The 14,854-nt window shown below is 51.2% G+C and carries 6 protein-coding genes; 5 read left to right on the top strand and 1 reads right to left on the bottom strand.

The window, feature by feature from the left end; genetic code table 11:
* Positions 1-14 precede the first annotated feature (14 nt).
* Entirely contained in the window at positions 15-1,187 is a 1,173-nt protein-coding gene (locus ACM3N8_RS15825; RefSeq protein ID WP_416016326.1) for a hypothetical protein, read from the bottom strand.
* Positions 1,188-1,685: 498 nt separating this feature from the next.
* Between ACM3N8_RS15825 and ACM3N8_RS15820 the strand changes: the two genes are divergently transcribed.
* From ACM3N8_RS15820 to hhe, 5 genes are all read left to right on the top strand, one after another.
* Complete coding sequence (locus ACM3N8_RS15820) at positions 1,686-4,148, top strand: type I restriction-modification system subunit M (protein WP_416016325.1); 2,463 nt, start codon at positions 1,686-1,688, stop codon at positions 4,146-4,148.
* A complete protein-coding gene (locus ACM3N8_RS15815) occupies positions 4,148-5,419 on the top strand; it encodes a restriction endonuclease subunit S (RefSeq protein WP_416016324.1) in 1,272 nt (423 codons plus the stop codon). The genes ACM3N8_RS15820 and ACM3N8_RS15815 overlap by 1 nt, the downstream gene beginning before the upstream one ends.
* The gene (locus ACM3N8_RS15810) at positions 5,419-6,870 is read left to right on the top strand and encodes a DUF262 domain-containing protein (RefSeq protein WP_416016323.1); all 1,452 of its coding nucleotides are present in this window, start codon (positions 5,419-5,421) and stop codon (positions 6,868-6,870) included. Before ACM3N8_RS15815 ends, ACM3N8_RS15810 begins: the two co-directional genes overlap by 1 nt.
* The gene (locus tag ACM3N8_RS15805; protein WP_416016322.1) at positions 6,863-8,920 is read left to right on the top strand and encodes a DUF262 domain-containing protein; all 2,058 of its coding nucleotides are present in this window, start codon (positions 6,863-6,865) and stop codon (positions 8,918-8,920) included. Before ACM3N8_RS15810 ends, ACM3N8_RS15805 begins: the two co-directional genes overlap by 8 nt.
* Positions 8,921-9,090: 170 nt before the next feature.
* The gene (hhe, locus tag ACM3N8_RS15800; RefSeq protein WP_416016321.1) at positions 9,091-14,838 is read left to right on the top strand and encodes a DUF4011 domain-containing anti-phage protein Hhe; all 5,748 of its coding nucleotides are present in this window, start codon (positions 9,091-9,093) and stop codon (positions 14,836-14,838) included.
* Positions 14,839-14,854: the final 16 nt, after the last annotated feature.

Below are 14,854 nucleotides of genomic sequence, written 5' to 3'. Positions count from 1 at the left end.
ATTACCATAATTTGTCAGCGAGCATGGTAGGCATCAAAGATTCTTTTTGCATCAAGCTTGGCCTGTTCATCGAGTGCTGGACTCAAGGCTCTGAGAGCGGAACGTCCTTGCCGATTATTCCAATCGGGAAAGAGGTACGACGCCTGTTCTTCTGTATCGCATTGTAGGAGCAGATAGTCGTGGTATTTATGCTCAATCTTCGGCTCGCAACTGCGCCACCTATTATCTGAAAACAAGCGAGAGAAGTAGGTATTCACGGTAGCTCTATACAGGAGATCGTGTTGGTAACAGGATGATACAAGCCTGTGCTTGATACCGTTATGTTTGGTGGCAGCCAGCCATGCCTGAACTGCGTCATCATGGTAGCTGGACTCCATCAGCATTGGTGCAACCAACGTAAGATTCCTACCACTGATGTACTTGAGGTTTACGCCTTGATCGTCGTGCCTAATCCAATCTGCCAGTAAATCTTTGGTATCTTCATCGTCAAGTGCAATGGCATCGAGCAGCAAATCTATGCGCATGCCTTTTCGCCATCTAGTGTACGCCTCGGATTTTGCAATTTGCAGCTGTTCGCCGTGCAGCTCAGCACCACCAAGGTACAACCGGTAAGCCTCATCACGACGTTCCAGCGTAGCAAAATCCAGGTATGCTTCGGGTTCTTGTAACGGGACAGACAAATGGTCAGACAAGGCCACGAGAAGAGCGGGGATGTACTCTCTCTCAGCTATGCGTCTGACCTGCTTGACCAGACTGTCAACGACCTCGTAATTTTCCCCATTGGGGTGGTCGATGAGGGGGGCCAAGCGTGCTAATTGGTGCAGAGCATAAGCCGGTATATAAGACGGTCTATAAGGTGGATTTTCGTCTTTGTTGACCTCATCTTCTTCGAGGAGGGTCAGCACATGGACTCGATGCTGGCGCATGATGTCAACGATAATGTGGGCTGGTATCTCTTGGCCAAGAATGTCTTTGGCTCGCTCCTGGACACGCTCGATATTGGTAGACATGGGTGTCTCTTGAACGTCGGCATCAACCAGCACGATCGACCTGTGCGTCAGCGCGGCATACGATCCAAAACCCAGAGCTGCAGCTAGCAACTCCAGCGTTTGCTGATGAGTGATTTTGGTACCAGAAAAGAGTTGTAGAGCACTGCGTGCGTCACGAGCGAGATTCGTTAGGTTCATAGTTGCATCCTCGAACCTTGGGTTTTCATGCCGCACGTTTAACCATCCAAGGTCATGATATCAACTACGAGAAGGTTAAGAATCATCAGGCCTGTTTCGACTCGTGCGAAGGTCATGCTGGCGAAGCAAGAATACCCTACAACAGACGGTATGATTTTCGCAAATCCATTTTTTGGGGCTCACAGGGGAGTGTTAGGAAGATCATAACCTCCCATAATGGGTAGTCTTCAGCCCCCATAACATCTGAAAGCCATCGAAGTTCAGGCAACTGATGCTAGGCCAGTCATGCGCCATCAGTGCCCATCTCTGGGTGAGTGGTGTCTTTTAGAGCAAATAGCCAAGTTGAGGGGCCAGTTGTGATGTATGGCATGGCCTCACCGAGCTCAACTGGTTAAACTTCTTGTCAATTTTTTGTGGTGCCAACATGGCGGCGTCACCCATTCACATCGTTTCCATGCGCCCTTGGCGCACACAGACTCTTATCGGAATACCTGACTCATGGCTATCAAGAAGAACGAACTCTACTCCTCCCTCTGGGCTGGCTGCGATGAGCTGCGCGGCGGCATGGATGCCTCCCAGTACAAGGACTATGTGCTGACCCTGCTGTTTGTGAAATACGTGTCCGACAAGGCCAAGGGCAACCCGTACGCCATGATCGAGGTACCTGCCGGGGCGAGCTTTGACGACATGGTGGCGCTCAAGGGCAGCAAGGAGATAGGCGAGGGGATCAACACCATCATCAGTGCGCTGGCGACCGCCAACGATCTGCAAGGGGTGATCACCATTGCCGACTTCAACGACGAGGACAAACTCGGCAAGGGCAAGGAGATGATCGACCGCCTCTCCAAGCTGGTGGCTATCTTCGAGGGGTTGGATCTGTCGGCCAACCGTACCGAAGGGGATGATCTGCTGGGTGATGCCTACGAATACCTGATGCGTCACTTCGCCACCGAGTCGGGCAAGTCCAAGGGACAGTTCTACACCCCGGCCGAAGTGTCGCGCATTCTGGCCAAGGTGATTGGCATCAGCCGTCAGACCCCGCAAGATGCCACCGTCTACGACCCCACCTGTGGTTCGGGCTCCTTGCTGCTCAAGGCCAGTGACGAGGCCGGCCCCAAGGGACTCAGTATTTACGGACAGGAGATGGACAACGCCACCAGTGCGCTGGCGCGGATGAACATGATCCTGCACGATAACCCCACCGCCAAGATCTGGAAGGGCAACACCCTGGCCGCTCCCCAATGGAAGGAGGGTAACAACCAGCTCAAGACCTTTGACTTCGCCGTGGCCAACCCGCCCTTCTCCAACAAGAACTGGACCAGCGGTCTCGATGCCGAACACGACGAGTTCGGCCGCTTTGTCTGGGGCGTGCCGCCAGAGAAAAACGGCGATTACGCCTTCTTGCTGCACATCATCAAGAGCCTGAAGAGCACCGGCAAGGGTGCGGTGATCCTGCCCCACGGCGTGCTGTTTCGCGGCAATGCCGAGGCGCGTATCCGCGAGAACCTGCTCAAGCAGGGCTATATCAAGGGGATCATCGGTCTGCCCGCCAACCTCTTCTACGGCACCAGTATTCCCGCCTGCATCATCGTCATCGACAAAGAGAGCGCCCACTCCCGCGCCTTCAATGCTCTGGCTGGCAATGAGCAAGGGCTGTTTATGATCGATGCCAGCAAAGGCTTTATCAAAGATGGCAACAAGAACCGGCTGCGCGAGCAGGACATCCACAAGATTGTCGATACCTTCACCCGTGGCCTGACCCTGGAGGGTTACAGCCGCTGGGTGCCACTTAGCGAGATCGCCCGCAACGACTACAACCTCAATATCCCGCGCTATATCGATGGCAGCGAAGGGGAAGATCTGCACGATCTGGCTGGGCACCTGCAAGGTGGGATCCCAGAGCGCGATATCGCGGCACTTGGCCCTTACTGGCGAGTATTCCCGACCCTCAAGGCGACCCTGTTTGCACCGCTGCGACCCGGCTACAGTGAGGCGCGGGTCGCCGCCGCCAAGGTCAAGGGCACCATACTGGCCTGTGAGGAGTTTGCCCGCTTCAAACAGGCGGCGCTGGCGCCGTTTGATAAGTGGTTTAGCGAGTGCCAGTTCGGCGAGTTTGCCAAGGGTGACTCGCCCAAGGCGCTGATCGACGAGGTGAGTGAAGCTCTGCTTGAGCGCTACCGCGCGAGCGCCGAGGCGACCGGTGAGCTACTCGACCCCTATGCCATCTATCAGCTGCTGATGGACTACTGGCAGAACCAGCTGCAAGACGATCTCTATGTGCTCTCCCAGGATGGCTGGCCAGCGGGCCGGGTGCTGCGCGAGCTGATTGCCGACAAGGGCGAAAAGATCAAAGAGAGCCCGGATCTGGTGATTGGCAAGGCCAAGTACAAGGCCGAGCTGATCCCGCCCGCCTTGCTGGTGGCCCGCTTCTTTGCCAATGAGCAAAAAGAGCTCGATACCCTGCAAGCCGCACTGGATGAAGCGAGCCAGGCACTGGAGAGCTTTATCGAGGAGCAGAGCGGGGAAGAGGGCGGACTGGTCGAGGCGATGAATGACAAGGAGAAGGTGACCGCTGCCAGCGTCAAAGCGCGTATCAAGGCCGCCACCGACAAGGAGGAGTTGGCTGTGCTCAAGCAGGTGCAGCAGCTGTTTGATGCCGAAACCCGCGCCAAGAAGGCCCACAAAGAGGCCAGCGATGCCCTCGATAAAGCGGTGTTTGCCCACTACCCCAAACTGCAGGATAACGAGATTAAAACCCTGCTGGTGGAAGATAAATGGCAGGCGAGCCAGCGTGCTTTGCTGGAAGCCGAGATTGAGCGGGTTACCCAGCAGCTGGCTAACCGGGTCAAGGAGCTGGAGGAGCGTTATAGCAATTCCCTGCCACAACTCACCAAAAACGTCAGCGAGCTGGAGGCCAAGGTAGCTGCCCATCTTAAGGCGATGGGGTTGGAGTGGGCATAATGGCGGAGCAGATGGTGCAGCATAAAGCAGATGAATTGTCCGCCAAGCAGACTATTCCGGTGGGCTATACGCAGACCGAGGTGGGTGTTATTCCAGAGGATTGGGATGTACGTGAGCTTCAAGAGGCAGTGGAATTTCTTGATGGTCAACGAAGACCGGTCAAGTCTGGTGACCGAGCTAAAATAGCCGGGGTTTATCCTTATTACGGAGCTTCAGGTATTGTCGATTATGTCAATGATTACATATTCGATGAGGAACTGATTCTTCTTGGTGAAGATGGTGAAAATATTTTAAGTCGTAATGTTCCTCTTGCGTTTAAAGTATCAGGGAAGATATGGGTTAATAACCATGCCCACGTTTTGAGGCCTAAAGAAGGTTTCCATGTTGGCTTTTTAACTGAGTATTTGGAAAGCTTAGATTACTCGTTGCTTAATAGCGGAACCGCACAGCCAAAACTCAATAAACAAACTTGCCAGAAGATTAAAATAATAAAACCAAGGCATGAAGAACAAACCGCCATTGCCAATGTGTTGTCGGATAGCGATGCGCTGATCAATGCGCTGGAGCAGTTGATCGCTAAGAAACAGGCCATCAAGACCGCCACCATGCAGCAACTGCTGACCGGCCGTACCCGCCTGCCGCAGTTCGCCCTGCGCCCCGACGGCACCCCAAAAGGTTATAAATCCAGCGAACACGGACAAATACCAGAGGATTGGGAGGTATGTGAGCTTCAAGATGCGGTGATATTCCTTGATGGTCAACGACGACCGATAAAATCAGGTGAACGAGCGAAGATGGCAGGGGGTTATCCTTATTATGGCGCCTCAGGGATTGTTGGATATGTCAATGATTACATTTTCGATGAGGACTTGATTCTCCTAGGTGAGGATGGTGAGAACATTCTAAGTCGTAGCGTTCCTCTTGCATTTCAAGTGTCAGGGAAAATTTGGGTTAATAATCATGCGCATGTTTTGAAGCCGCAAAATGACTTCCATATTTATTTCTTGACGGAGTATTTGGAAAGTCTGGATTACTCGTTATTTAACAGTGGGACGGCACAGCCAAAACTCAATAAAAAAACTTGCCAGAGAATTAAAGTAATAAAGCCTAAATACGAAGAACAAACCGCAATCGCCACCATTCTCTCCGATATGGATAGCGAGCTTACTGCGCTGGCTCAGAAGCTGGCCAAGGCCCGTGATGTGAAGCAGGGAATGATGCAGCAGTTGTTGACCGGCCGTATCCGCCTGCCGCTATCCAAGGAGGCATGATGGAGAGCATCAATAATCAGGTGCGGTCGGTACGCCAGTTGCTGGCCATTCCCCAACTGGCCATCCCAAGCTATCAGCGACCTTACCGCTGGGGTGCCAAGAATATCTCGGATCTCTTCACCGATCTGGCGACTCATCAGGACAAGAGCGCCTACCGGCTGGGCTCAGTGGTGTTTCATCAGCACACCGATAGTGAGCAGGGCGAGATGCTTGATATCGTCGATGGCCAGCAACGCACCCTGACCCTGATGTTGACCGTCAAGGCGCTGATCGAGGTGCTGGATGGCGAAACTCGTAGTGGCAAAGAGAAGAGTATCCGCTTCCAACGTCAGGATCTGCGTGAGCAGTTGCAGGCCTTGCGTGGACCTATCGATGCGTTTATGCAGCGCCAGCGCTTCCCCAGCCGGGATTCGGAGTTCAACCTCAGACGCAACTATCTGGAGCTGCGTCGGCTGGTGGCCCGCCCTGAATTTGACGAGCAGCAAATCGACTTTCTGCTTAACCGCTGTCAGGTAGTCTGCTTTGTGCTGCAGGATATCTCGGAGGCGTTCCAGTTCTTCGATTCGCAAAATGCCCGGGGGCGCGATCTGGCTCCTCACGATCTGCTCAAGGCATTTCACCTGCGCGAGTTTGCCGGTCATGAGGCCAACCTCAAGGCCGAGGCGGTCGCCCATTGGGAGCGCCTGCCAAGCGACGAGCTGGCCAATCTATTCGCCCTCTATCTCTATCGGGTACGTCAGTGGGCCGAGGGCAAGTCGGCCCGCTACTTTGGCAAGGGGGAGGTGGATCTCTTCAAGGGGGTCAATCTCGACCGGGTGGGGCACTTCCCTTACGTGGAGTCGCTGCGTATCGCCCACCACTTTGTCGATGAGTACAACAGCCAGTACCAGCGCAAGATAGATGGTCAGCGCATGACGTTTCCCTTTCATCTCGACCAGATGATCATCAATGGTCGGCGCTTTTTCGAGATGGCCGAGTACTACCAGACGCGGGTCGCCGCCATCGTGGCCGAGGAGTCTGATTCCGGCAAAACGCAATCAGCCACCCTGCTCGGCGAAACGCTGACGCCGATGGCCAGCAAGGTGCTCTCGACCTTGGGCAGCTACGAGCGCCGCCACCGCACCGGGGATCGTTATGTGCGGGCCATGTTCGACTGCGCCCTGATCTTCTATATCGACAAGTTCGGCAGCCAGGGGCTGTCACTGGCCATCGAGAAGTGCTTTATCTGGGCTTATCGCTGCCGCATTCGCCAGCAGGTGGTGCAACTGGCGACCATGGATAACTACGTGCTGGAGCACAATCTGGTCCGTGCTATTCGTGATGCCCGTCTGCCGGGAGACCTGCACGGCTTCCCTTTGCCGAGCATGAGCAGTCGAGAGAACAAGAACAATCGCAACGGCGCCGAAGATGAACTGGTCGGGCTGTTTCGGGAGATGAAATATTATGAGTGATGCAGGCGTTTGCCCCTTTTCCATTCGTGCTCTGCTCGAAGACAGCCCCCGCTATCTGGTGCCCATGTACCAGCGCAACTATGCCTGGGGCGAGGGAGAGATCACCCAACTGCTGCAGGATGTGCTGGATTATCAGCAAAAATTGGTCAGTGGTAAGGGGCCGCAAACCTACTATATCGGCACCCTGGTGGTGTTTGCCCGGGACGATGGCAGTTTCGAGGTAATCGATGGCCAGCAGCGCTTTACTACCCTCTCTTTGCTGGCCAATTGGCTCAAACACCACGCGAAAGATTCGGTGGATATGAGTTGGTATCAGACCATCAACCTCGCTTTTGAGAGTCGCCCGATATCGAGTCATACCTTCGAGCGCTTGTGGCAGGGTGTTGCCCCCCACGATTTGCGGGGGAGTGCCTTCAATGAAGGTCTGGTGAACGGTTTTGAATTGATTGGCAAGGCAATGGCGGATCTTGGTTTGGTGGGGGCTAAACTGGCAGCCTTTTGTGACTACCTCTTCACGCATGTGCAGATCTCTCGTATTGAGGTACCCAAGGATACCGATCTCAATCACTTCTTCGAGGCGATGAACAATCGCGGCGAGCAGTTGGAAAAGCATGAAGTGATCAAGGCGCGGCTGATGGAGACGCTGAACCAGATACCCGAGGAAGAGCATCGTCGCCAAAGTATTCATATCCTGACCCGGGTATGGGATGCCTGCGCCAATATGGAGCGCTATATCCAGTACGGCTTTACCCCGCAAGAGCGCCACCGTCTGTTTGGTGAGAGCGACTGGGGCCAGTTTGTGCCCCGTGATTTTGCCCATCTGCTTGATCTGCTAGGGTCCCCTAACACGGCCGACGCTGCCGATAAAAACGGTGCCACTGCCGGTAGCCAGGGGCGCACCTTGTTGGCCATTTTGCAGGATGACAAGCTCGATGGTGAGCAGACGGTGGAGGAGGAGAGCGCAGGCTCCGAACGCTTTAACAGCGTCATCAACTTCTCCAACTTCTTGCTCCATGTGCTGCGACTCGTTAGCCGCGACCCGGGTGATACGGAGGGGGTGCCGCTTGATGATAAACAACTGGTTGATCAGTTTGAGCTGCGAGTGATAAGGCAACCGGATCCAGTAGCGGCAGTTAAGCGTTTTATCTATGGCCTGTTAAAGAGCAAGTATCTGTTTGATCAGTTCATCATCAAGCGCGAGTTTGCCGATGGCAAGGATGGTTGGAGTCTGAAGCGGCTGCACTGGTATTCGGAAAAGAGCGTCAGTTACATCAATACCTTTGACAAGGATGAAAATGAGAATGGTTTCTCTGGTGTTAACCGGCGGATCCTGATGTTGCTGTCGGCGTTTCATGTGTCGACCCCGACCCTGGTTTACAAACATTGGCTGAATGGTGCACTGAGATATCTGTTCGACAATTGTCACCCTGATCAACCGGTAGAGGCAGGAGCTTATCTGTCCTACCTAGAGAGTCAGGCTCGCCGCTTTGTCTTCCAGCGCTTTTTGGCGCCGGGTGAAGGGGCTTCCTATTACCAGATGCTCTACCTTGATAACGCCCTGTTGCCTGCCATCAATGTGGATGAGAGCTGGCACAAGGTGATTACATCCAAACTTCGCTTCGGTCATATCGAGAACAACTTTGTCTTCAATTTCCTCGACTACCTGCTGTGGGTTACGAATCGAAATCAAGATAAAGATCGTGATATGGAGTTGTATCGCCGTTTCGAGTTTACATTCCGCAGTTCGGTGGAGCACTTCTCACCCCAGCATCCGATGGATGGCTATAAACCGGTTGAGCAGAGTGCACTCCATTCGTTTGGCAACCTTTGCCTTATCAGCCACAGCAAGAACTCGCGCTTGAGTAACTTCCAGCCGCAACAGAAGCAGGAGCACTTTGAAGCGAGCCTTGCCAACAACCAGATTGATAGCCTCAAGTTGCTCGCAATGATCAGGCTTATGAAAGAGAAGGGTCGCTGGCAGGAGGATGAGATAGCTGAGCATCAAAAGCAGATGTTGCAAGTGTTGTTATCCAGCCAGATTGTGCAATAACAGGCTGAATCTATTTATTAAATTTGGCCGACATCAACTAATGACAGTTAAGTTGATAGTATGATGGGTTGACAAGGAAGGGGGGCTAAACGCCCCCCTTCTTTACGGCAGTTTGCCGCTATCCTGTCGTGATACATCAGCGTAAAACGTTTCACCTGTTGACCCTAAGAATGGAGAAGATTATGTCGATTGTAGATACCTCTGCAGCAGAGACGCTCAATCAAGGAGAGCCAGATTTTGTTCTGACTTCCCTCGAGGCTATGCGTAAGAAGTTGCTGGATCTTACGTCTCGGAATCGACTACTGAACTTCCCAATCACACATAAAGGGTCTTCACTGCGCATTGTTGATGAATTACCTGACCAGCTCTATGAAACTCTCGGTTCGGAAACGCCGATGGAGTTTGCTCCCGTTCCAGATCCAACCAGGCAGCAACTGTTAGACCATGGCTATCTCAAAGTTGGGCCGGATGGTAAGGATGTACAGCTAAAGGCAAATCCAAGTGCCAAGGATTGGGCTCAGGTATTGGGGATATGCTCCGATTTTGACTTACCCAGTAGCCACAGAAACCCAGTTTCAGAGTCAAACAGGGGGCTGCTGGAGCAGGCTCATCAGTTTATTTGCCAATATGTGCAGAGGCAAAATGGTAAATTGACTGGGATCCGAACTGAGTATGCCAAGCAAGGCATCAATATATCTGTATTGACGACGGCCTGCCGCTTGGCGGGCTATGAAGGACTTGAGGATTTTGAACGGCAGGCAAAAGCAGGGAATGAGCTCTCTATATCGTCTTCCAATCCCGGTCATGATGATAACCGGATACAGGTCCTGTTATATCCAAATGAACTTGAAGCTTGTTTGCGTGCCATTTACGGTAAGGCCCAAACTGCTTTGGAGGAGAGTGGTGCCAATATCCTGTATTTGGCGTTGGGTTTCCTCGAGTGGTATGAAAGTGACTCATCTGAAAAGGCTCGTTACGCCCCTTTATTCACGATTCCGGTGAGATGTGAGCGTGGCAAATTAGACCCCAAGGATGGGCTTTACAAATTTCAACTCCACTACACGGGCGAAGACATTTTGCCCAATCTCTCCTTGAAGGAGAAGCTACAGGCTGACTTTGGTCTAGCCCTTCCCCTATTCAATGAAGACGCTACACCCGAATCTTATCTCGCAGCGGTGAAGAAGGTAGTCGAGCAGCACAAACCCAAGTGGTCAGTGAAGCGTTATGGCTCACTGAGCTTACTCAATTTTGGCAAGATGATGATGTATCTTGACCTCGATCCGGCTCGTTGGCCTCAGGACAAACGTAACATCTTGTCTCATGACGTGATTCGTCGCTTTTTCACCAGTCAGGACGCTGCTGATAATAGTTCCGGTTCAACCGGCGGCTTCGGTCAACATGAGTATTGTATCGATAGTTATCCCGATATTCATGACAAGATCCCACTCATAGATGATGCTGACAGCTCGCAGCACAGCGCACTGATCGATGCCATCCACGGTCATAATCTTGTCATTGAGGGGCCACCCGGTAGTGGCAAATCACAGACAATTACCAACCTGATTGCCGCGGCCCTGCTCAACGGCAAGAAGGTGTTGTTTGTAGCCGAGAAAATGGCTGCTCTGGAGGTCGTCAAACATCGCTTGGATCGTGCTGGCCTAGGTGATTTTTGCTTGGAGCTGCACAGCCACAAAACGCATAAGCGTAAGGTTCTGGAAGATATTGCTGCACGTATAGCTCACCAGTCCACAATACCTACGACAGAAGAGATCGATGCCCGGATTTTGCGTTATGAAGATCTCAAGCAGAAGCTCAATGAATATGCCGTATTGATTAATACCCAATGGGAAAAAACCGGTAAAACGATCCATCAGATATTGAGTGGTGCAACCCGTTATCGTCACAAATTGGATATCGATGCAAACGCGCTCCATATCGAAAATTTTTCAGGTAAAAAACTGGATGCAGTCACCCGGTTAAGGCTAAGCGAACAAGTTGTCGAGTTCAGTCGTATTTATAAGGAAGTAAGAGAGCAGGTTGGGTCTGATGCAGAAATTTATGATCATCCCTGGAGTGGTGTGAATAACACTAAAATACAGTTGTTTGACCGGGATCGAATAGTCGAACTGCTACAAGCTTGGCAGACATCAATTAGCGAGTTTAACGATGACTATCAAAGATATCTAGACAAGTGGTCTTTGAAAGATGAGAACCTTGATACGATTCAGCATATTGAGCAACTTATAGAAGATCAGGCCCATCTGCCTGCACTCGACGGATCAGAGTTGTTTGCTGCGCTCCCTGAGTTGGATTCATCAGATGCCATCGTGCGGGTGCGTCATTACCTACATAGATTTGATTTGCTACAAGGGCATTATGAGGCCTTGAGCCAAGTCATCGAGCACCAGAAACTGCGTTTGTTAGAGCAAGGGCAGCAGTGTGACTTTCCTCGAGACGAGTTGGCAAAATATGGTGTTGCGGAAGATTTCACCCTTCGTGACTTGGTTAGATGGCTTGAGTCCATTAAGTCTATTCATGCTGAGTTGTCAGCAATTTACGAGCAACTGAGCGAATTCAAAAGTGCCTTACCTAGTGATATCGCATCATACATTGATGATTCACAGGCAGGATTGCTGTTCTGTGCAGAGTTGCTTTCCATTATTGGCGCCTTGCCGACAGAGCTTATCAAGGCTCGTGACCCACTCTTTGATGACGATGATATTGATGCAGTACTGCTTGAGTTAATGCATCAGATCGAAGCATTGCGCCCCTTGAGAGATAACTTATCTGACTTGTATCAACTGGACAGGTTGCCTTCCCATGAAACGCTCGCGCATGCTGTTGCTGTTATCCAGCAAGGAGGCTTCTTTGCATGGTTCAAGAGTGATTGGCGTCATGCCAAGGCTTTGATCATGGGGCTATCTCGCCAACCTGGAACCAAGTTTGCCGAGTTGAAGCGTTGGGCGGCTAATTTGGTCAAGTACTCGGAATTACAGCAGCAGTTCGAGCAAAGGGCATTTGGTGATCACCTAGGTAATGCCTATCGTGGACTGGACACAGACTGTGGACAGCTAATGCAATTGCGTGATTGGTACAAGAAAGTCCGATCTTGTTATGGCATTGGCTTTGGCAAGCGAGTTGCGATAGGAACGGGATTATTTGGTCTGGATGGCGAGATTGTAAAAGGTGTACATCTGTTCGAGAAATCTCAGATCAGCTCGAGATTAAGGGCCTTGGTAAATCAAGCTGAGTGCGAGGCCAAATTGCTGCCGCGTATTTACAGCCTTCTGAGTGAGCCTGCTTCTTGGTTAGGTGATCAAGGTGTATTGAATCAAGCATGCCAGCAGGTGCAAGACACATTGATCGCTTTGCAAGGGTGGTTTGTCAGCCCAGAGATGTCATTGGGGCAGATGACACACTTTGCCGATCTTTTGCAGAAAATAAATGTATTGCAGGCATCCCTTGAAAATGACAAATCTCATTTGGGGGTATTGTCACAATTAAAGCCCTTGGCTTTCGGGGTACATAAAGACAATCAACAAACCTTGAGTATTATCAACAGTACGTTGGAGTTTGCTGGGAAACTGGTTGAGCAGATAAGTTGTGCAGCCTTGGCTACCAGGATCAGGGCACTGGAGAGTGGTAGCGACTACGAATTACTCCGTCGTGATGGTGCGCAAATAGCTATGGTGTGGTGTGAGCAGGTCCAGCATGCTGCGTCATATGCGCAAGAAACGATGCTGGATATAACTCAATGGAGCAAGTCGACAGATGGTTCCCTTCGGACATTATTAGAGAGAAATGCAAGGGCAATACAACAGCCTCTCTGGTTGAATGGATGGGTAAACTTTATCCGTTGTTACGAGCAAATGCATGAAAATGGCTTGCAGCGTATCTGGTCTGCCGTGCTTTCTGGAACACTCCCTATTGAAAAAGTCGAGCTAGGTTTGGCATTGGCACTTTATGACCAATTGGCCCGAGAAGTTATTACTGCTCATCCAGAATTGACGCAGGTTTCAGGCTCCCAGCGTAATGCATTGCAAGAGTCTTTCAAAGAATACGATAAAAAACTGATTGAATTGCAGCGTCTGCGAATTGCAGCAAAGATTGCTTGCCGTCATATACCAGAAGGGAATGCTGGGGGTAAGAAAAGTGAATATACGGAACTTGCCTTGATCAGAAACGAACTGGGTAAAAAGGCCAGACACATTCCAATCAGACAATTGGTTAATCGAGCGTGCAATGCTCTGGTTGCTATTAAGCCTTGTTTTATGATGGGGCCAATGTCAGCTGCTCATTACCTCGAACCTGGACGGATGGAATTTGACTTGGTTGTGATGGATGAAGCATCTCAGGTGAAACCAGAGGATGCGTTGGGCGTCATTGCAAGAGGAAAGCAATTGGTTGTCGTTGGGGACCCTAAGCAGTTGCCGCCAACCAGTTTCTTTGACCGTAGTGCTGATGGTGAAGATGACGATGATGCTGCAGCTTTGAGTGATACCGACAGCATCCTTGATGCGGCCTTACCGCTGTTCCCTATGAGGCGTTTGCGTTGGCATTATCGTTCACGGCACGAAAAGCTGATTGCTTACTCTAACCGACATTTCTATAACAGTGATTTGGTGATATTCCCCTCCCCAAATGCTGAGTCGCCGGAGTATGGGATCAAATTTACTTACGTGTCGAAAGGGCGTTTCTCTAACCAACACAATATCGAAGAAGCCCAGGCAGTTGCTGAAGCGGTACTTCATCATGCGCAACACAGACCCGGTGAGTCACTAGGGGTTGTTGCTATGAGCTCCAAGCAACGCGATCAGATTGAGCGAGCGATCGATGAACTGCGCCGCAACAGGCCTGAATTCAACGATGCAATCGATGGCTTATATGCCATGGAAGAACCGTTGTTTGTTAAAAACCTCGAGAACGTTCAGGGGGATGAGCGTGATGTAATCTTTATTTCGTTTACCTATGGACCCTCTGAACATGGAGGAAAGGTTTATCAACGCTTTGGCCCAATCAATTCTGATGTCGGTTGGCGTCGTTTGAATGTGCTCTTTACTCGTTCGAAGAAGCGGATGCATGTGTTTAGCTCAATGCGCTCTGAGGATGTCGTGACTAGTGAAAGCAGCAAACTCGGGGTTGTTTCGTTGAAAGGCTTCCTTCAGTTTGCCGAAAATGGCAAATTGGATTCAGTAGTTACCCATACAGGGAGAGCTCCTGATAGCGACTTTGAAGTTGCTGTAATGGAGGCACTCAAGCGTGCAGGGTTTGAATGTGAGCCACAGGTGGGAGTTGCCGGATTCTTTATTGACCTGGCAGTGAAAGATCCTGGTTGCCCAGGTCGGTACCTAATGGGCATCGAGTGTGACGGTGCGTCCTATCATTCTGCTAAATCTGCCCGTGACCGTGACCGCTTGCGCCAAGAGGTGTTGGAGCGTTTGGGTTGGAAAATTAGCCGTATCTGGTCCACAGACTGGTTCATTAACCCTGACGAGGTTCTGTCACCGATCATCCGCAAACTCCATGAGCTTAAGACATTGGCTCCCGAAGTGGCCCTACCTTCATACGAGTATGTTGGGACGAGTGAGCAGAATGATGAGGGCTCATTCGAGTTGGTCAATTCCTTTGTGCCAGGCTTGGGACTGAAGGAGCAACTCAGACATTTTGCCAAGCATGTGATTGAGGTTGCGTTCCCCGATGTCGATGAGGATCGTCGTTTATTGCGGCCAGCCATGCTTGAGGCTTTGCTAGAGCATCAGCCTCTATCACGTTCTGAGTTTGTTGAACGCATCCCTCACTATCTGCGGCAAGCGACAGATGTAGATGAAGCACAGCGTTTTCTTGATCGGGTACTGGCATTAATTGATGGTGCAGAGGCGGAAGCGCAAGATGCTGAGTTTGAACCTGAATTGGCATAATCAGAGGTAATAAGAA

Source organism: Aeromonas sp. A04 (assembly GCF_047780465.1).
Lineage (GTDB): Bacteria > Pseudomonadota > Gammaproteobacteria > Enterobacterales > Aeromonadaceae > Aeromonas > Aeromonas bestiarum.
Note: the sequence above shows the minus strand (reverse complement) of the source record. Positions and strands in the feature narration are given on the sequence as shown.

What these genes read in the sequence shown, in the direction of transcription:
- ACM3N8_RS15825 (WP_416016326.1), bottom strand. Translation starts at nt 1,187, where the DNA reads ATGAACCTAACGAATCTCGCTCGTGACGCACGCAGTGCTCTACAACTC.
- ACM3N8_RS15820 (WP_416016325.1), top strand. Translation starts at nt 1,686, where the DNA reads ATGGCTATCAAGAAGAACGAACTCTACTCCTCCCTCTGGGCTGGCTGC.
- ACM3N8_RS15815 (WP_416016324.1), top strand. Translation starts at nt 4,148, where the DNA reads ATGGCGGAGCAGATGGTGCAGCATAAAGCAGATGAATTGTCCGCCAAG.
- ACM3N8_RS15810 (WP_416016323.1), top strand. Translation starts at nt 5,419, where the DNA reads ATGGAGAGCATCAATAATCAGGTGCGGTCGGTACGCCAGTTGCTGGCC.
- ACM3N8_RS15805 (WP_416016322.1), top strand. Translation starts at nt 6,863, where the DNA reads ATGAGTGATGCAGGCGTTTGCCCCTTTTCCATTCGTGCTCTGCTCGAA.
- hhe (WP_416016321.1), top strand. Translation starts at nt 9,091, where the DNA reads ATGGAGAAGATTATGTCGATTGTAGATACCTCTGCAGCAGAGACGCTC.